The sequence below is a fragment of the Kordiimonas sp. UBA4487 genome (genome assembly GCF_002389025.1).
Taxonomy (GTDB): domain Bacteria; phylum Pseudomonadota; class Alphaproteobacteria; order Sphingomonadales; family Kordiimonadaceae; genus Kordiimonas; species Kordiimonas lacus.
Genome location: NZ_DGNR01000015.1, coordinates 477,809 through 496,161, shown reverse-complemented (window position 1 = coordinate 496,161; position 18,353 = coordinate 477,809). Strand labels below are relative to the sequence as shown.

The window sequence follows — 18,353 nt, the reverse complement described above, 5'->3', positions numbered from 1 at the left end:
CTGCCCCTGAAATACAAGTCGAGAAAGGCGGCTTTTTCGAGGCAGTTTCAATTATTTCGTGGGAAAGAAGGTGGTGACGGCGGAAACGAAAAAAGGCTAGCGATATTTCACGCTAGCCTTTCGGAATTGGTGAGCCCGACAGGGTTCGAACCTGTGGCCTACTGATTAAAAGTCAGTTGCTCTACCAGCTGAGCTACGGGCCCTCACAAATTCGCTCTCGAGGTGTTTCCCCGGGAACGCGGCGGAACATAGGGGCATCATTCCGGACCGTCAAGCAAAAGTGTCACCTAAAATGAAATTTTTCTGACAGCCCTTCTATGCACCCCGGAATTGCGCCGATTTCAAAGGCAGGATAAGCTGAATTTCATGAAGAAATTTATAACGACAGCAGCAGCGATCACGTTTTTCCTAGGCGCTTTCTACAGCCCAGCGAACGCGTCCCTCATAAAGGAAAGTTCAGAACCGACGATATGTGACGGTAGCTTTCTGGCAGAAAGCGCAGAAGAAGCGTTATGTAGGTTCGCCGGATCCTTCCTTGATGTCTATCTCTTCAAACCGGACACAGCGACCGACACTATAAAAGCGCCCGTTCTTTACCTGATGGGTGGACCTGGAAGCCTGGTGGCGCCCCAGAGGAAAAGATTTACGGCCTTGGCGAAATCCACCGGTCGCGTGATTCTGGTACCTGCAGTTGCGGACGGCCTGCAACAATTGGACTGCCACAGCGACAATGCTGCAGAAGCAGTTTGGGGCATCGCCCCCGACCCAGATGACGCGGTCATTTACGGCCGTGAACAGCATGCCGAAAAAATGGCGCGCTGTTTCGGGCAAATACAGGAAACCTTGTCATCCGGTGTGGCTGATACCCTCGGGACTGACAGCATCGCAATCCAACTGCAGCGCCTGCGGCAAGATATGGGCATTGGGGCCTGGCATCTGTTTGCCGAATCGTATGGCGCCAGGGTCGCGCTTGCCTTGGCCGCACGCGATACGGCCGCCACACTGACACAGACGTTAGATTCGCCAGAGACGCCATGGGTTGAGGGCTTCTGGCACACCGGTGAGAACTTTCATGCGGCGCTCAAGACATTGAGCGGCTATTGCAGGGATCATTTTTATTGCCCGGGCAAAAGAACGCGTTTGGAGCGCGACCTCCTGAAAGGCATTGCCAACCAGAACGCTGTGACGGGAGAGCCTGTTGCGCTTAAGGACATCAGGACCGGTCAGATTGATGCCTATGCCCGACCAACCCGGGAACAGCTCCTGATCAGTAGTTTCCATGCGCTGAGGTCTCCTGCCCGCGCCGCTATACTGCCCTATATCGTTGCGTCCCCCGACCATATGCGGGAACGCTTCGGCCTGCTCTTGGATCGGCTTCTGTACCCAGGGGATGGCCTGAACACCGGGATGCACCACCTGATCCGCTGCCGCGAGCTTCCCATGCAGCAAATGTACAGGGCGCTGGAGGATGACAAGCTCAGGCATCCGGATATGGCACCGTTCCTCAGCTACCTGGCGTGGCGCCAGGACTATGCATGCCGATCATTGGGGGTAACGCCACCTGCGCGTTTCGACACGCCTTCGCTGCCCGATGTGCCGACATTGGTTTTAAGTGGGGAGCTTGACCCCGTGACGCCACCAGATGTGGTCCAGGCTGCGTTCGCGACCAAGTCAAAGTACGCAATGCGCCGTTACAGGTCCCTTGGGCACGTTACCCATGCCCAGAAAGCGTGTGTGCTTAAAGATGTCATCAGTTTCTGGGATGCACCAAAGGCCCGCATGGCCCGGACGGCATGCGGCAGCGATGACTTGTCGCTCAGATTCTACTCACCGGTCGTCGTCCGCTAGTTAAAGCGGGTCAATATCCCCAAGGGCATAGGTCTCGCGGAAATTGTTTCCATGCTCGGTCAAACGGCCGTCGCTGATTGCCTGCCTCAGGCCGGCCATCAGGTCCTGATAGAATTGCAGGTTATGCCACGTGAGCAGCATGGCACCCAGGATTTCGCCCGCGCGGATCAAGTGATGCACATAAGCCCGACTGTACTGCGTACAGGCCGGGCAGGCACAGCCTTCCTGAATGGGACGCATATCGTCCTTGTGGCGGGCGTTCTTCATGTTGACGGCACCGCGCCAGGTAAAGCCCTGTCCTGTGCGCCCTGACCGGGTTGGCATCACGCAGTCGAACATATCGATGCCGCGTTCAACCGCACCCACAATGTCGTCTGGCTTGCCAACACCCATCAGGTAGCGCGGTGTCTCTTTCGGCATGCGCGGCATGGTGAAATCAAGCACCCGGAACATCATTTCCTGGCCTTCACCTACGGCCAGGCCACCAACAGCATAGCCGTCGAAACCGATTTCCTGCAGCGCGTCGATCGAACGGAAGCGCAAATCTTCATAGACGCTACCCTGGACAATACCAAAGAGTGCAGAGTGGGCTGCATGGTCTGCGCCGCTATCGAACCCGTCACGGGATCGCTGCGCCCAGCGCATGGACAGTTCCATGGACTGCCTGGCCTGGTCTTCGGTCGCGGGGTACGGTGTGCATTCATCGAAGCACATCACGATGTCGGACCCCAGCAGGCGCTGGATTTCCATGGACCGCTCAGGCGTCAGCAAGATCTTGCTGCCGTCCAGGTGCGACTGGAAGGTCACGCCCTCTTCGCTCATTTTCCTCAGCTGCGTCAGGGACATCACCTGGAACCCACCACTGTCAGTCAGTATCGGCCGGTCCCAGTTCATGAACTTGTGCAGGCCGCCCAGCTTGTGTACGCGCTCAGCCGTTGGGCGCAGCATCAGATGGTAGGTGTTGCCAAGCAGGATATCCGCGCCGGTGGACCGGACACTTTCGGGCATCATGGCCTTAACCGTCCCCGCCGTCCCCACTGGCATGAAGGCGGGCGTGCGGATGTCGCCGCGCATCATCTGGATGGTGCCGGTCCGGGCCGTGCCATCGGTGGCGTGGATGTCATATTTGAAGCGTTCGCGCATGGATCACCTTTTCTCGGGATACAGCAAGCTGCTGTCGCCATAGGAATAGAATCTGTATTCGGCCGCAATCGCGTGCTGATAGGCTGCTTTCATGGTCTCAAGGCCAGCAAAGGCCGATACAAGCATGAAAAGCGTGGATTTTGGCAGATGGAAATTGGTCATCAAGAGGTCCACGCCTTTGAAGTGGTATCCTGGCGTGATGAAAATATCTGTGTCGTTGGAGAACGGATGTATGACACCGTCGTCGGTTGCCGCACTTTCAAGAAGCCGGAGCGATGTGGTGCCCACTGCAACAATCCGGCCGCCGTTCGCACGTGCGTCATTAAGCGCCGCTGCAACCTCGGGGGTGATTTCGCCCCATTCACTGTGCATCTTGTGATCTTCTGTGCGCTCGGCCTTCACGGGCAGGAAGGTCCCTGCCCCGACATGCAGCGTGACTGTGTGGTGCTTGATGCCTTTTGCGTCCAGGGCCGCCAACATCGCAGGCGTGAAATGCAGGCCTGCTGTTGGCGCGGCCACGGCGCCATCTTCGCGGGCAAACACAGTCTGGTAATCAGATTTGTCGCGCTCATCCACGCCGCGCTGGGATGCGATATAGGGCGGCAGCGGCATCACGCCGTGGGTCTCGAGCGCCGCCGTCATGGCGGCCGGGTCCACGTTGAACTTCAGCGTACGCTCGCCGTCTTCACCGACATGGACCACTTCTGCCTGAAGGCCTGCGAAATCAAGCGTGTCGCCGAGACGACATTTCTTTGCGTTCTTGGCAAACACGCGCCAGGTGGTGGCGTCTTCCCGCTTATGGAGCGTTACCTCGACCTTGGCTTCGCCGCGCTTTCCGGTGAGACGCCCGGGGATGACCCGTGTGTCATTGGTGACCAGCACGTCCTTTTCGGTCAGTTGGTCGATCAGGTCACGGACGCCCGCGTCAACAAGCGTGCCGTTGTTGACCAATAGCATGCGTGCGGCATCGCGCGGCTCTACAGGCCTAAGCGCGATCCGTTCCTTCGGCAGGTCAAAATCAAAAACATCTACATCCATGGGGCGGGCTTTTATCGGAAGTCGAGACAAAGGACAAGCGGCAACAAAAAAGGCACCCCCAATGAGGTGCCTTCCCTGCGTGCCATATGGCTATACTTATTCTTTGACGTCAGCCGCGACCTGCATGCGAACGATCTTGCTTGGGTTGGCCGGTGGCTCACCCCGGTTGATTGCATCAACATGCTCCATGCCGGCAACAACGCGGCCCCAGGCGGTATATTCACCATCCAGGAAGGAAGAGCGGTTGAAACAGATAAAGAACTGGCTGTCGGCGCTGTCTGGTGATGCGGCGCGGGCCATGGAAACCGTACCGCGCATATGTGGTAGGTCGTTGAATTCGGCTTGAATGTTCTGGCCGGAACCACCTGTGCCGGTGCCAAGCGGGTCACCGCCCTGGGCCATGAAACCTTCGATCACACGGTGGAAAATGAGGCCGTCATAGAAGCCTTCACGCACCAGCTGCTTGATCCGTTCCACATGTTTCGGGGCTTTGTCGGGGCGCATGGCAATCACCACACGACCGGATTCCAAATCAAGATAAAGGGTGTTTTCTTTATCCAGTTCCATTGCATTTGAGTCGCTCATGAAGCCCACCATCATTGCTAGTAAAATAAGAATACGTTTCATTTTAGATACTTCTATTCGCTGAAACCTGACCTATTGCGCCCGCTTGGATTCGGCAACCCGTTTCACAACGGCTGCAGCCACATCAGCGGGAACAAAGCTTTCGATCTTGCCGCCATAACGCGCGACTTCCTTGACAAGGCGTGAGGCAATTGTCTGGTAGCGCGGGTCTGCCATCAGGAATACGGTCTCGATGTCCGGGTTGATCTGATAGTTCATGCCCGTCATCTGGAATTCATATTCAAAGTCAGCCACGGCGCGCAAGCCGCGGATGATGATGGAAGCGTTCACGCGCTCGGCAAAATGCATCAGAAGTTCGTCAAACTGAACGACTTCAAAGTCCACACCAGCCTCTTCCGCCAGTGGTCGTGCACCGCAATCCACCATCTCAACGCGCTCTTCAAGCGTGAAGAGCGGGTCCTTGCTGGGGTTGGTTGCGACACCGATAACCATCTTGTCCACAAGGCGCAAACCGCGCTTGATGATATCAAGATGCCCATTGGTGATTGGATCAAACGTGCCTGGATATACGCCTATTCGCTGTTTGGTCACAGCTACTCCCCAAGAAAAAGTCTTGCAATATCGTTGCTTGCCAGCAACATTCCCGAAACTGCCCAAAAAAACAAGGGCCAAGTGCCATTTAGAGCACATTCAGACGCTGTCGAGGAACTTTTTGTTATGGCTTTGCCTGTTGACCCCCTTCTTTTCTGGCTGTTTGTTGGTGCTGTGACGCTCCTGGTACTCACTCCGGGCCCGATTGTCAGTCTGATTATCGCCGAAACGCTGAACGAGAGCCCCAAGCATGGGTTTGCCGTCGTGGCTGGTGCCGAAGTTGTCGGTATTGTGATGCTTGCTGTGTATCTGCTTGGATTTTCCGCCATCATCGAGTTTCTGTCAGATGACGTCTTGACTGCTGTGCGCTATGGCGGCGCTGCCTACCTTGCTTATCTGGCCTTCAAATCTTTCAGAAAAAATGACAGCGGAGACGACCCTAAAAGGATTGTGGTCGAGCGCACGCCGGCAAAAGCCTTCAAGGCAGCCATTGCTGTAGCAGCAACCAATCCCAAGGCCATTCTGTTTTTCGCAGCATTCTTCCCGCAGTTTATCTCGCCTGATATGCCTGCCATGCCGCAGTTGATCACGCTATCCATTGTGTTTGCCGTTCTGGCCCCGATCCTCGACTGTGTCTGGGTGCTGGCTGCTACCGGCGCGCGGGAAATCCTGCGGCGCAAAGGCTCGGTTTCCCTGATTGGCAAGATCTCCGGCACCATACTGGCGGTTGGCGCCTGCGCTCTTCTCCTGATCAATAAATAACGCCCGACCTACAGGATGAAGGCCGGGCGCTAAAGTATTAATTTAACTGAAGATTGCTCTATTCGGTTTCTGGAGCATCAGGCCCATCTTCGGTTGCTGGCGCCTCTACTGCTTCAGTAGCTTCGCCCTCAACTGCACCTTCTTCACCCTCTTCATCTTCTTCAGTTTCCTGAAGCTTGGCGACAGACACGATGTGTTCGCCTTCTGCTACCTTGAAGAGGGTCACGCCTTTGGTGTTGCGCGATGCGATGCGAACGTCATGAACAGGCGTCCGGATCAGCTTACCGTGATCTGTTACCATCATGATCTGCTCGTCAGCCGTGATTGGCGATGCCATCACAACGTCACCGATCTGTTGGCGCAAGCGCTCGTCAGATGGCACGTTCCAGATGCCCTGCCCGCCACGGTTCGTCAGGCGGTATTCATGGCTGGATGTGCGCTTACCGAAGCCCTGGTCCGTCACTGTGAGGATAAACTGTTCACAGGCTTCAAGTTCCGCCATACGCTCATCAGACAGCGTTCGCTCGCCCGGTTCTGCTTTCCAGGGGGCAGCCTTGAGGTAGGCATCACGTTCTTCTGTCGAAGCATCCGTGCCGTTGATCACGCGCATGGATACCACTTCGTCGCCCGCACCGAATTTCATGCCGCGCACGCCGGTGGATGTCCGGCCCGCGAACAGGCGCACGTCAGTAGCTTTGAAGCGGATCGCACGGCCTTTCTTAGCCGCCAGCAGCACATGATCGTCTTCGGTGCATACATCAACGCCAATCAGCTTATCGTCTTCCTCAGAGAAGCGGATGGCGATCTTGCCGTTCGACATGACGTTGGAGAAATCAGACAGTTTATTACGGCGGACGTTACCGTGTGCGGTCGCGAACATAACCTGCAGGTCACCCCAGCTGTCCTCGTCTTCCGGCAGCGGCAGGATGGTTGCGATGGTTTCGCCCTGCTTCAGCGGCAACAGGTTAATCACCGCCTTGCCTTTGGACTGCGGCGTGCCAAGCGGCAGCTTCCACACTTTCATCTTGTAGACCTGGCCGAGGTTCGAGAAGAACAGCACCGGCGTATGGGTGTCGGCAACAAAGACGGTGGAGAGGAAATCCTCATCCTTCGTTTGCATGCCGGACCGGCCTTTACCGCCACGGCGCTGCGCCCGGTAAGTCGACAGTGGTACACGTTTGATGTAACCGCTTTGCGTTACTGTCACCACCATGTCTTCTCGTGCGATCAGGTCTTCGTCATCGAAGCCTGTGATGGCGTTCATGTCGATCTCGGTGCGGCGGTCGTCGCCAAACTCGGCGCGTACAGCCTCAAGCTCGCCGCGCAGCACTTCGTAAAGTTTTACGCGGGACTGAAGGATTTCAAGGTATTCGCGGATCTTGAGTGCCAGTTCCTCGAGCTCGCCGCCGATCTCATCACGGCCAAGCGCTGTGAGGCGGTGCAGGCGCAGGTCGAGAATGGCTTTGATCTGGGCTTCAGACAGCTGATAGGTGCCGTCGTCATTCAGGTGGCTCATCTCATTGATCAGCTCAAGATACGGCAGGATTTCCGTGGCGTCCCACTTGCGGGCAGCAAGCGCTTCGCGCGCCGCAGCCGGCGATGGCGCCGTCCGGATGGTAGCGACCACTTCATCGATATTCGCGACAGCCGTCACGAGGCCAAGCATGATGTGCGCGCGGTCACGTGCTTTTGCCAGTTCGAATTTGGTGCGGCGGGTGATCACTTCCTCACGGAAGTCGATGAAGGCCTGCAGCACGCGCTTGAGTGAGAGCTGCTCAGGTCGGCCGCCATCAAGCGCCAGCATATTGATGCCGAAACTGGTCTGAACTGGGGTGAAACGATACAGCTGGTTGAGAATCACGTCGGCCACACCGTCGCGCTTCAGCTCGATCACAACGCGAACGCCGTCGCGGTCACTTTCGTCGCGGATGTCAGAAATGCCTTCGATCCGCTTCTGCTGAACGCACTCGGCGATCTTTTCGATCATTGAGGACTTGTTCACCTGGAACGGGATCTCGGTAATCACGATAGCCCAGCGGTCCTTGCGGATTTCTTCAACATGCGTGCGACTGCGGATCGTGATCGAGCCCTTGCCGGTTTCATAGGCCTGGCGAATACCGCCAACACCCATGATAATGCCGCCGGTTGGGAAATCAGGGCCCTTGATGTGTTCCATCAGGCCCATGGCGTCAATTTCAGGATTGTCGATAACCGCGAAGACGCCGTCGATCACTTCCCGAAGGCTGTGCGGCGGGATGTTTGTGGCCATACCAACAGCAATACCGGTGCCACCGTTTACCAGAAGGTTCGGGAAACGCGCAGGCAGAACAATCGGCTCATGCTCGCTTTCGTCATAGTTCGGCTGGAAGTTGACGGTATCCTTGTCGATGTCCGCGAGGATCATCGAGGAAACCTTGTCCATCCGGGCTTCGGTGTAACGCATGGCTGCCGCACTGTCGCCGTCCATGGAACCGAAGTTACCCTGGCCGTCAACAAGTGGTGCGCGCATGGAGAAGTCCTGCGCCATCCGCACCAAGGCGTCGTAAATCGCGCTGTCGCCGTGCGGGTGATATTTACCCATCACGTCACCGACGATACGCGCCGACTTGCGGAACGGCTTGTTCCACTCATAGCCCTGCTCGTGCATGGAGAAGAGAATGCGGCGGTGCACCGGCTTCAGGCCGTCCCGCACGTCCGGCAATGCCCTCGATACAATCACGCTCATGGCGTAATCGAGGTACGACGCCTTCATCTCATCTTCGATGGTGATTGGCTGGATATTCCGCTCTTCCGGCGTAATGGGTGTGTTATCGCTCACCAGCTTCAGCCCCTTGCTTGTGCGGCGTCCAGATCATGACACCGCGGTCCCCGAAACAAATAAAAACTCAAATATATAGTCAACACGCGCACGGGTACCCCCGATATATGGTGTGACTGAACAAACTTGTCTAACAAGTAAGAGGCCCGTGTGCAAGGCGGGAAGGCCCCTTTTCCACAGGCTTTTTCCATATAGATGAATTTTCCCGATAATTGGGCTGGACGGACAGGAAAACAGTCGCTAAAAAGCTCCCCAGTTTTCGACTTATCACCATCTGGGCAGGTGGCAGAGCGGTTGAATGCACCGGTCTTGAAAACCGGCAAGGGTGCAAGCCCTTCGTGGGTTCGAATCCCACCCTGCCCGCCATTAAAAAGGTCACCTTCGGGTGGCCTTTTTTATTGCGCTCTGAAATGATGACACTTCCATTCAGCCCGGGTTCAGGCAGCTTTGCCATCATGGCTGCAATGAAACCAAGTGTGAGAAAGCCAATGAAGAAGAAATTGACGACAGCAGGTTTGGTGATTGGGCTGGCTGCCAGCCTTACCGGGCCGGCGACACAGGCAGCCGACAAGCAGGAAGTCTGCAGCTACTATGGCAATGTCGGGGCAGCCGCGATCGACTTTTTGATGCCGTTGACCTTCGCTGAAGTTGTGGAAATGGTGTCCGGCAAAAATAAGGATCTGCTTGAGCGCATGTCCAAGGCAGTTGAGCGGAAAGGCAGCGCCGATGTCAAAAAGGCGATCCGCAGTATGGGTGACGGCAGCCTTGAGCTGATGGGCGAAGCGGCGGGGCTGCACGGCTTCCAGTTAGTCATGACCGGCCAGGCCACGGACGGGCAGGAAGTTTTCGGCATGCTTGCCAGCCGCTGCATGGAAGCGGGCCCCGATGCCATCATCGAAGCCCAGCGCCGTGCCCGCGCCCTGCAGGCGCCGGACAACAATTAAGAGGGCCTAGCCTGTAAGGCCAGCCTTGACGCGCGCCAGCCAGCGTTTGATTGCCGGCCGACCGTCCAGGGAAAAGCCGCCCTCTTCCGCGAACTGCGTATAGGCTAGAAGCGCGATATCTGCGAGCGAGAGTGCATCCCCAACCAGATAGTCATGCTTGCTGAGCCGCTTTTCCAGGCGGTCCAGCGCAGCATCGCCTTTTTTGATGAGGTTTGGGTCAATTTCTTTCAGGGGCGTGCCTTTGAGTGCCACCAGGAAGCGCACCACCGCAATGGCCGGCTCATGGCTATATTGCTCCCAAAACAACCATTCATCCATCTTGGCCTGTTCCCACTCGTCAGAGGGGATCAGGCTGCTACCGCGCGCCAAATAGCGCATGATGGCATTCGACTGGGCCAGCATCCGTCCGTCATCAAACAGAACCGTGGGAATTTGCCCGGCCGGGTTCTTCGCCAGGAACTCGCGCGTGCGGGTGACGCCAGAGAGGACATCCAGCTCTTCCCATTCATATGGGAGCTTCAGAAAGTCGCAGACATATTTGACTTTGAGGCAGTTGCCCGAGCGGCTATCGCCATAGATTTTCATGTTTTTCCACCTGTCGAAGTTGGCTTTTTGTTAGTGCGCAGCATACCACTCCGTTTTCCGTGCATAACGCGATATTTCGCCCTGCCTCCGTTAAGCTCATCTAACTGATTAAATTTTGTGCAATCGACATTTTTTGTGCATAAATTCACATCAGCAATTTTCGTAAAGCTCCTGAAACCGTTGCTATCCTTATATTTCAACAACTGGCACGGAACATGCTGTTAAGGCTCCCGAACGAGACCAACCATAGGGAGTTGTCATGAAATACATCATCGCGATCATTAAGCCGCACCGGCTTGATCCAGTTCGGGATGCCCTGGCGGAAATCGGCATCAACGGCATGACCGTAACCGAGGTTCAGGGCTATGGGCGCCAGCGCGGCCAGAAGGAAATTTATCGTGGTGCCGAATATGAAGTTCATTTTCTGCCCAAAGTAAAACTCGAAGTTGCCACCGATGACGGTGTGGCGGCGCAAGCCATCGAGGCCATTCAGCAAAGCGGCCATACGGGCCAGATCGGCGACGGCAAGATTTTCGTGCTCGACCTGAATCAGGTGATCCGTATCCGGACCGGCGAAACAGATTCGGCTGCGCTTTAAGGGAGCATTATCAATGTTTGAAAAATCGACACTCAAAAAGCTGGCTCTCGCTGGCCTCGGCGCGACGCTGATGACAGTTCCTGTTAGGGCTGAAGTCTCAGGCGAGACCGCTTATATCTTTAATACACTTCTGTTCCTGATCGGCGGCTTCCTGGTTATGTGGATGGCGGCTGGCTTTGCAATGCTTGAGGCAGGCCTTGTTCGCTCCAAGAACGTTGCTGACATCTGCGTCAAGAACGTATCGCTCTATGCTATCGCCTGCATCATGTGGATGCTGATGGGCTACAATCTGATGTATATGGATGTATCCGGCTATTTCGGTACCTTCTTCTCACTCTGGTCGCCTGATGATGCAGCTGCACTCGCTGAGGCCGCTGAGCATGACCCGGCGGGCTATGCCGCAGGCTCTGACTTCTTCTTCCAGATGGTGTTTGTGGCGACCACGGCTTCGATCGTGTCCGGTACAGTGGCCGAACGCATCAAGCTGTTCCCCTTCTTTATCTTTACGGCTGTTCTGGCCGGCCTGATTTACCCGATCCAGGGGTCCTGGGAATGGGGTGGCGGCTGGCTGAACTCTGACGGTTTCGTTGAAACCTTTGGCTCAGAGTTCGCAGATTTTGCCGGCTCCACGCTTGTGCATTCCACTGGTGGCTGGGCAGCCCTTGTCGGTGCCCTGATCCTGGGTCCGCGCCTTGGTCGTTATTCGGCTGAAGGCAAGGTTCGCCCAATGCCTGGTTCAAGCCTGCCGCTTGCCACACTGGGTACCTTCATCCTGTGGTTCGGCTGGTTCGGCTTTAACGGCGCTTCCCAACTTGCTATGGGTTCAGCGGCTGACGGCATCGCCATTTCCAACATCTTTGTGAATACCAACATGGCTGCCGCTGGTGGTGCATTCGCGGCAATGGTTACGACCAAGCTTGTTTACAAGAAAGTCGACCTTTCCATGGTGCTGAACGGTGCTCTCGCAGGCCTGGTATCCATCACTGCAGGTCCAGACACGCCGCTTCCGCTTGAAGCTACGCTGATCGGTGCTGTTGGCGGTGTCTTGGTGGTGTTCGCGGTACCGTTCTTTGACAAGCTCAAGATTGATGACGTTGTTGGTGCTGTGTCCGTTCACCTCGTGTGCGGTATTTGGGGCACGCTGGCTGTTGCCATCACGAACCCAGACATCACCTTCATGGCTCAGCTTGTCGGCGTTCTGTCAATCGGTGCCTTTGTGGTTGTTGCAAGCGCGATCGTATGGCTTGCGCTCAAGTACACCATTGGCATCCGTCTTGCTGAAGCTGATGAAGAGCTTGGTTCTGACCTCGCCGAACTCGGTCTGGAAGCTTATCCGGAATTCGGCAAAGGCTCGCAGAAGCTCAGCTTCTAAAGGCCTACCTCTTTAACCTCGGAGCCCTTCTCTCCCTGGTAACCTCGGCAGTCGCGAGTTTTCGCGGCTGCCTTTTTTATGGTGAACCTATTGACAATATTGTCATTATGGTTGCGGGGTTTTTGTTTCTTTACTAGACTGTCTCGTCTACAAATGTACGGGAAGATGGAGGGATGAATTCGATGGCACTGGATCCACTGTACGCGACAGCATTAGAGGACTGCTCCTGGGAGGTTCCCCAGGATTTTGAAGCCCTGTTCAACTGGAACTATGGCGATGACCGCAAAGACCTGCTTGGCCTTTATAATAAGGGCAAGAGCATGCAGTGGGATACTGAATCCCGCATTGACTGGTCACATGAGTTGGACCCAAGCAACCCACTGGGCATCCCAATTGAACTGTTCCCGCTTTATGGTGCCGACTTCTTCATGAAAATGTCGCCGAAGGAACAAGGTGAAGCGCGGCTCCACCAGGCAGCCTGGAGCAACAGCCAGTTCCTGCACGGCGAGCAAGGCGCGCTGATATGCAGCGCCAAGATCGTCACCAACGTTCCGGACATGGAAGCCAAATTCTATGCCTCTACCCAGGTGATGGACGAGGCCAGGCACGTTGAAACCTATAAGAAACTGGTGGAAAAGATCGGTCTCGCCTATCCGATCACCGGGCCGCTTAAAACCCTGCTGGATCAAGTGCTGCGCGATAGCCGCTGGGATATGACCTATCTGGGCATGCAGGTGGTGATCGAGGGGCTGGCCCTTGCCGCCTTTTCCAACATTCGCGACCATAGCACAGACCCCCTCGCGTCGGCTGTCAATGCCTATGTCATGCAGGATGAAGCCAGGCATGTGGCTTTCGGGCGTCTCGCGCTTAGGGACTATTACCCTGAACTGACCCAGTCGGAGCGCGACGAGCGGGAAGAATTCCTGATTGAGGCCTGCTACCTGATGCGTGACCGCTTCCAGAACAAGGAAGTATGGGAAAACCTGGGCTATCCAATGAAAGAGTGTCTGGAGTTCCTTGAGAACAGCCAGGGCATGAAAATGTTCCGGACAAACCTGTTCAGCCGGATCGTTCCTATTGTCAAAGACATTGGGCTGTGGGGAGACAAGATCCAGCACGCATACGGCCAGATGGGTATCCTCGGGTTTGCCAATCTCGACATCGACGCCATGCAGGCAAACGATATGGCTGTGGCGGACGAACATGACGCACGCCGCAAGCATGTGGATGAAACAATCGCTGTGGGACAGTCCGCGGCCGAATAACAGCTTGTCATGACATTTGGACAATAAGAAACCCAGAGGGCGATGGGGGTAAGCCCTCTGGGTTAGGTAACGCTCCGGCAAATAGCCGTTTATGAACGTTACATAACCATATTATATTAGGGTTCAGCCCTTTTCAAAGACAAATATTTCATCGATCATTCAAGAACATAGCTGGAAAACGATCCTGACCGATTGGCCAAGTATGCATTGGCCGTGAAATATGAATGAAAATGCAACCATACGGCCCTTGAGAAATCACCTTCTTCAATTTGAACTAGAAATGATATTCGACTTCCGCCTATCATCAATTTCATGGCGAAAAACGAAAAAAAATCCTCATATTGGTCCGGGAAGCTGCTTCGACTGCGGCAGGAGCTTGAGAACCTCGACAAGGAAGCCCTTGAAGGCCGTCAGGCCGTGGAGCTTGATCAGTCCCGTGTCGGGCGTCTGTCACGCATGGATGCGCTTCAGGGACAGGCGATGAATAATGCCATAGCCGAACGGCGACGCGCGACATTGGCACGTATCGAAGCGGCCCTCGCCCGGCTCGAGGAAGACGAATTCGGCTATTGCACCCTCTGTGGTGAAGAAATTGCTGAAAAGCGGCTGGAGCTGGACCCGACAGTCTGCACCTGCACGGCTTGCATCAAATAGTGACTACGCCTGCTTGGTGTCCTTGTTGGCGCTATCCCATACATCGAACTCGTGGTTGATGCTCCATTCGATCAGATGCCGGTAAACATCTTCAATATAAGCCTCGTTGCCGCCCATGTTGGCGGCCGTCGCCTTGGCTTTTGACACGACATCCTCAACCCGCCAATTGTCGCGCACGGTATCGCGGTCCGGCTTGATGTGCCCCGCCTGTGCAATATACTCCAGTCGCTCAAGAAGCAGTGGCACGATCAAACGGTCTACCCGGTCGATTTCCTCACGAACTTCTTTCATGTCATTGCACTGTTTCACCGCACTTCCTTTTTATACTCTTGCACGTTTGGCTGCAGGGCCATGTGTATCTGCAGGCTTCATTAGCGGGCAACGCGTCATCATTCAAGGGGACATTTTGCCTCATTGGGGCCAGCATTAGCGCTGCATGATGTCCCGCGGCAGATGGTCAAACATCAGAAGGGCAGCCTGCTCACTCTTGTTCAGCCGCGGTAACAGATCGAACGCCACGCTCATGCGCTGGAATTCAGACTCGTCAGTCGCCCCGCCGGCAATGACCTGTGCAGCCTTCTTCTGGCCTGATAAGGCATAAACGAGCGCCAGTGATCGCTTGCTGGGTGTCACGCTGGCGGGCATGTCCAGCGTCTTCTGCAGCAACGCAACGGCGGTCTCAAATTCACCTTCCAGTGCGAACGAAAGTGCCATATTGCGTATGACGCCAGGATGACTGGGTGCAACAACCAGGGCCCGGTCAAACATGATGCGGGCCCGGCGGGCGTTACCAGTAACCTGGGCCAGCTGGCCGGCCAGTATCAGTTGCGTCAGGTCAGTGGTGTCAGGGGTTATTACAGTCGACAGTTCCGCGTCAGCGACCGCATAGTCGGCCCGCATGATGGCGACGTCCACCTGCGTCAGCTTTAGCTCTAATGCGTCAGGAAACTGTTGGCCAAGGTTGTCAAGAATGGCCTGGGCCTGATCCAGACGTCCGGTTTTGGCAAGCACTCGAGAAATGCCAAGCTTGGCGGCCATCAGGTTGGGGTCAGCGGCTGCTGCCTGGCTGTAGAGGTTATAAGCGCCCTCCAGGTTTCCTGCCCGCTCAAATCCTTCTGCCACCGTAACCAGGCCGGCAGGGTCTTCACTGGCCAGTGTGTTTCTTGCTCGTGCCGATACAGGCCCTTCGCCGTGGTTAACCCGCTTTTCCGGTCCGCCAGCTGCGCAAGCCGCCAGTAACAGTAAAGGTATGAATTTGATTCGGTTGGATAAAATTTTAAGCATTATGCCCCCGGTTTTGGGCCGTTCATCGACAGAAAAACACGGATTTGGGCTGTTAACCCGGTCAAATCCCGATTTATTTGTCGATTACGGTCAATTGCTGTATAGTCATAAACGCTGAGAAAGCGCGTGTCATGGGTATTCACGCGCAGTTGGAGCAGAAAAAAATGGACATTCAAGGAACAGCCAATACCAGTGCAGCCGCGATTGCGGGGCAAGGTCGGTCTGGAGCGCTTGAGTCTGCTGCCACCGAACGCAAAAGTGCGGAAGATTCCGAAATTGAACGGAAAGAAGTTGAACCTTCCGATACTGGTGCTGGCGTTGGCGAAAAGGTAGACATTCAAGCGTAGTTTAGGCAGAACGCCGGACTTCTATTGAACATGGTATGAGCCTGCAATTGATTTTGCGGGCTTTTAGTGCTTGTAAATTTTGAATCTAATGTGGATTCTGGCGCACGACACCAGCTGGTTAACCGAAAAAGTGATACTTCATCAGGGCCAGCAGCTTCCTGGCATTACCGGGCAAATGCTTATCCAAAGCCATCAAGTCGTCACCGACACGTCTGACTGCGCGAAACTCAAGCATAATCAGGGGCATCAGGCCAAGCGCAAATCGGAGTGCAGCATCCCCTCTTACCTCGGAAAGATGCTGCTTGAGGCTTTCGACGCTATCCCCAATTGAACCGAGCAGCCGCTGTACCGTTGGCTGGATCGCACTGACCAGTTGATCACGCTTGTCCGTTTCCTCCTGCGCTGCGGTATTACTGCTTTGTGCCAGCAGGTCCTGCCAATCACTCGAGGGATTGGCGAGTTCATGCGGCAGGCCCCGGATGGTTCCCATCAAGCTCCATGCTTGACCTGCCCTGCGCGCAACGTCGATTTGGGTTGTGTCGGCATCCGGGTTCAAGGCAAGCAGCATCGCGGCATTCAGCGCGCCACCCGTTCCGTGGGCATGGCCCTCCAGGCTAGCGAGGGTAACCTGTGCGCCACCAAAGTCGTCGGACCAGGTGTCTATAACTTCATCCAAGAATGGAAGCACAGCGGCAAAATCGAGAAGTTCTGCAGCCAGAGCTTCAACCACCGGATGGGCGCGAGGTGTCCCTGCGGCAATGCTATCAAGGGCTTCGCGCCACCACTGCAGCCGAATTTCGCCCAACATCGTCTCAGAGACCACGGCCCGTGTCTTGCTGACTTCCAGGTTAAAGGCAATCAGGGCCCATAACGCAGGGCGCTTGGCGGCTGGTGCGAACAGGCTCATATAATAGCGGTCGGCATCATGTTCCCGCGCCTGTTGACGGCAATAATCGATATTTTGCAGCTTGGTTTCCATGGCGCGCACCATGGCGTTAGCAGTGCCGTTTTGCAACAGAATTTACTGGCCCAAATATCGGGTGCTACGGTCGCCAATAAACCCCATCCCATTGTTTTTCTTGTGAAACCTTTACTCAAACGGTAAGATTTAGGTGGGACGACTTTAAAATCGCTCGATAATAAGGGGAGCTAGGAAATGGGAAAAATTCTCGAATCGTTACAGAACACAGTGATTGCGGGCTTCGTGCTTGTGGTTGTTGTGATCGCGATCATGACTAAAGGTTTCGCTGGAGTTGACTTCGACCCAGCCTTCTTCGCCCGCTACATTCACGTTCTGGCAGGCGTGATGTGGATCGGTCTTCTTTGGTACTTCAACTTTGTGCAGATCCCGACCATGCCGTCCATCCCGGACGAGCAGAAGCCCGCGATCGGCAAGCATATCGCACCCAAGGCCCTTTGGTGGTTCCGTTGGGGTGCCATGTTCACGCTGCTGAGCGGCTTGTGGCTCGCGTCCGCCAATGGCTATATTGTTGATGCCCTGACGCTTGCTGAAGGCACGCGTTCCATCGGCCTCGGCATGTGGATGGCAATCATCATGTGGTTCAACGTTTGGTTCGTTATCTGGCCAAACCAGAAAATCGCACTCGGTATCGTTGAAGCAGACGCTGATGCCAAGCCGGCAGCTGCACGGAAAGCCATGCTCTTCAGCCGCACAAACACCCTGCTGTCCATCCCAATGCTTTATTGCATGGTCAGTGGCCAGAATGGTGGCGCAGGCTGGTAAGCCTGTCACTGACAGTCAGATACAGAAAAGGGCCGGAAAACCGGCCCTTTTTTATTGTTCAAATCAGATCGGCTACTGCCTATTCAGCAGCTTTCCGCTGTTTTGCCGCCTCGAAATTCTCGGCAGCAAATGCCCAGTTTACAAGGCTGGAGAGGAATGTAGCGATATAGTCAGGACGGCGGTTTTGGAAATCCAGATAGTAAGCATGTTCCCAAACATCCATGGTCAGCAATGGCGTCTGGCCGTCTGTCAGCGGGCATTCCGCGTTCAGGGTTTTGACAACCTTCAGGCTGCCGTCCTTATCGAGCACAAGCCAGGCCCAACCGGAACCGAATTGGGTTGCGCCGGCGGTTTTGAATGCATCCGCAAAAGCATCAAAGCTACCGAAGTCGGCGTTGATCTTTTCAGCTAGTGCGCCTTCTGGCTTGCCGCCACCATTTGGTGCCATGGAATGCCAGTAGAAGGTATGGTTCCAGATTTGGGCAGCATTATTGAAAATGCCTGCTTTTGAGGCGTCACCCGCTGTGGCCACCATTATGTCTTCAAGGCTTCTGCCTTCAAACTCGGTGCCGGCTACCAGATTATTCAGGTTGGTAACGTAGGCATTGTGGTGCTTGCCGTGGTGGAAGCCAAGGGTCTCGGCCGAAATGTGCGGCTCAAGGGCGTCCTGGGCATATGGCAGTGCGGGGAGTTCAAAGCTCATGGGGGATACCTCGTTTCATCAGAATTACGTTAAAACATAAAGAGTTGCATGGCTTAGCTAATGCAAACCAAG

General features: G+C 55.3%; 19 protein-coding genes and 2 tRNA genes. 10 read left to right on the top strand and 11 right to left on the bottom strand.

Features of this window, described 5'->3' with window-relative positions:
* Positions 1-127 precede the first annotated feature (127 nt).
* Positions 128-203, bottom strand: a tRNA-Lys gene (locus tag B3Z17_RS18755).
* 163 nt (positions 204-366) lie between these two features.
* On the opposite strand from B3Z17_RS18755, the gene B3Z17_RS18750 reads away from it, so the two are divergent.
* The gene (locus B3Z17_RS18750) at positions 367-1,848 is read left to right on the top strand and encodes an alpha/beta hydrolase (protein ID WP_286831388.1); all 1,482 of its coding nucleotides are present in this window, start codon (positions 367-369) and stop codon (positions 1,846-1,848) included.
* On the opposite strand, the gene tgt is transcribed toward B3Z17_RS18750, so the two are convergent.
* From tgt to coaD, 4 genes are all read right to left on the bottom strand, one after another.
* On the bottom strand, positions 1,849-2,991 hold the full coding sequence (gene tgt, locus B3Z17_RS18745) for a tRNA guanosine(34) transglycosylase Tgt (protein ID WP_286831385.1): 1,143 nt from the start codon (positions 2,989-2,991) through the stop codon (positions 1,849-1,851).
* A gap of 3 nt (positions 2,992-2,994) precedes the next feature.
* Complete coding sequence (gene queA, locus B3Z17_RS18740) at positions 2,995-4,029, bottom strand: tRNA preQ1(34) S-adenosylmethionine ribosyltransferase-isomerase QueA (protein ID WP_286831382.1); 1,035 nt, start codon at positions 4,027-4,029, stop codon at positions 2,995-2,997.
* Positions 4,030-4,125: 96 nt separating this feature from the next.
* Positions 4,126-4,614, bottom strand: coding sequence for a peptidylprolyl isomerase (locus B3Z17_RS18735; RefSeq protein WP_206594922.1), 489 nt, complete (start codon positions 4,612-4,614; stop codon positions 4,126-4,128).
* A 72-nt stretch (positions 4,615-4,686) separates the two neighbouring features.
* Entirely contained in the window at positions 4,687-5,205 is a 519-nt protein-coding gene (gene coaD, locus B3Z17_RS18730; RefSeq protein WP_068306328.1) for a pantetheine-phosphate adenylyltransferase, read from the bottom strand.
* 126 nt (positions 5,206-5,331) lie between these two features.
* Here coaD and B3Z17_RS18725 point away from each other — a divergent pair, with 126 nt between their 5' ends.
* Positions 5,332-5,967 (top strand): LysE family translocator, encoded by a 636-nt coding sequence (locus B3Z17_RS18725; RefSeq protein ID WP_286831377.1) that lies wholly within the window; start codon positions 5,332-5,334, stop codon positions 5,965-5,967.
* A 58-nt stretch (positions 5,968-6,025) separates the two neighbouring features.
* On the opposite strand, the gene gyrA is transcribed toward B3Z17_RS18725, so the two are convergent.
* On the bottom strand, positions 6,026-8,785 hold the full coding sequence (gene gyrA / locus B3Z17_RS18720; RefSeq protein ID WP_286831375.1) for a DNA gyrase subunit A: 2,760 nt from the start codon (positions 8,783-8,785) through the stop codon (positions 6,026-6,028).
* A gap of 276 nt (positions 8,786-9,061) precedes the next feature.
* Here gyrA and B3Z17_RS18715 point away from each other — a divergent pair.
* A tRNA-Ser gene (locus B3Z17_RS18715) sits at positions 9,062-9,151 on the top strand.
* Between the two features lie 122 nt (positions 9,152-9,273).
* Entirely contained in the window at positions 9,274-9,729 is a 456-nt protein-coding gene (locus B3Z17_RS18710; RefSeq protein ID WP_139167453.1) for a hypothetical protein, read from the top strand.
* A gap of 6 nt (positions 9,730-9,735) precedes the next feature.
* On the opposite strand, the gene B3Z17_RS18705 is transcribed toward B3Z17_RS18710, so the two are convergent.
* Positions 9,736-10,314: a glutathione S-transferase family protein gene (locus B3Z17_RS18705; protein WP_286831372.1), complete on the bottom strand. Its 579-nt coding sequence runs from the start codon at positions 10,312-10,314 to the stop codon at positions 9,736-9,738.
* Positions 10,315-10,573: 259 nt separating this feature from the next.
* Here B3Z17_RS18705 and B3Z17_RS18700 point away from each other — a divergent pair, with 259 nt between their 5' ends.
* The 4 genes from B3Z17_RS18700 (at position 10,574) to B3Z17_RS18685 (ending at position 14,203) form a co-directional block, all read left to right on the top strand.
* Complete coding sequence (locus B3Z17_RS18700; RefSeq protein ID WP_068306335.1) at positions 10,574-10,912, top strand: P-II family nitrogen regulator; 339 nt, start codon at positions 10,574-10,576, stop codon at positions 10,910-10,912.
* A gap of 13 nt (positions 10,913-10,925) precedes the next feature.
* Positions 10,926-12,284: an ammonium transporter gene (locus B3Z17_RS18695; protein ID WP_286831369.1), complete on the top strand. Its 1,359-nt coding sequence runs from the start codon at positions 10,926-10,928 to the stop codon at positions 12,282-12,284.
* 182 nt (positions 12,285-12,466) lie between these two features.
* The gene (locus B3Z17_RS18690; RefSeq protein ID WP_068306338.1) at positions 12,467-13,549 is read left to right on the top strand and encodes a ferritin-like domain-containing protein; all 1,083 of its coding nucleotides are present in this window, start codon (positions 12,467-12,469) and stop codon (positions 13,547-13,549) included.
* 312 nt (positions 13,550-13,861) lie between these two features.
* The gene (locus B3Z17_RS18685) at positions 13,862-14,203 is read left to right on the top strand and encodes a TraR/DksA family transcriptional regulator (protein WP_286831364.1); all 342 of its coding nucleotides are present in this window, start codon (positions 13,862-13,864) and stop codon (positions 14,201-14,203) included.
* Between the two features lie 3 nt (positions 14,204-14,206).
* Here the strand turns inward: B3Z17_RS18685 and B3Z17_RS18680 are convergent, their stop codons facing one another.
* Positions 14,207-14,512 (bottom strand): chorismate mutase, encoded by a 306-nt coding sequence (locus tag B3Z17_RS18680; RefSeq protein ID WP_068306342.1) that lies wholly within the window; start codon positions 14,510-14,512, stop codon positions 14,207-14,209.
* 117 nt (positions 14,513-14,629) lie between these two features.
* Positions 14,630-15,487: a tetratricopeptide repeat protein gene (locus B3Z17_RS18675; RefSeq protein ID WP_286831360.1), complete on the bottom strand. Its 858-nt coding sequence runs from the start codon at positions 15,485-15,487 to the stop codon at positions 14,630-14,632.
* A gap of 131 nt (positions 15,488-15,618) precedes the next feature.
* On the opposite strand from B3Z17_RS18675, the gene B3Z17_RS18670 reads away from it, so the two are divergent.
* Positions 15,619-15,834: a hypothetical protein gene (locus B3Z17_RS18670; protein WP_068306345.1), complete on the top strand. Its 216-nt coding sequence runs from the start codon at positions 15,619-15,621 to the stop codon at positions 15,832-15,834.
* 118 nt (positions 15,835-15,952) lie between these two features.
* Here B3Z17_RS18670 and B3Z17_RS18665 read toward each other — a convergent pair whose 3' ends face one another.
* A complete protein-coding gene (locus tag B3Z17_RS18665) occupies positions 15,953-16,813 on the bottom strand; it encodes a squalene/phytoene synthase family protein (RefSeq protein ID WP_286831356.1) in 861 nt (286 codons plus the stop codon).
* A 177-nt stretch (positions 16,814-16,990) separates the two neighbouring features.
* Here B3Z17_RS18665 and B3Z17_RS18660 point away from each other — a divergent pair, with 177 nt between their 5' ends.
* Positions 16,991-17,578 (top strand): urate hydroxylase PuuD, encoded by a 588-nt coding sequence (locus tag B3Z17_RS18660; RefSeq protein ID WP_286831354.1) that lies wholly within the window; start codon positions 16,991-16,993, stop codon positions 17,576-17,578.
* A gap of 79 nt (positions 17,579-17,657) precedes the next feature.
* Here the strand turns inward: B3Z17_RS18660 and B3Z17_RS18655 are convergent, their stop codons facing one another.
* A complete protein-coding gene (locus tag B3Z17_RS18655; protein ID WP_286831352.1) occupies positions 17,658-18,281 on the bottom strand; it encodes a superoxide dismutase in 624 nt (207 codons plus the stop codon).
* Positions 18,282-18,353 lie beyond the last annotated feature (72 nt).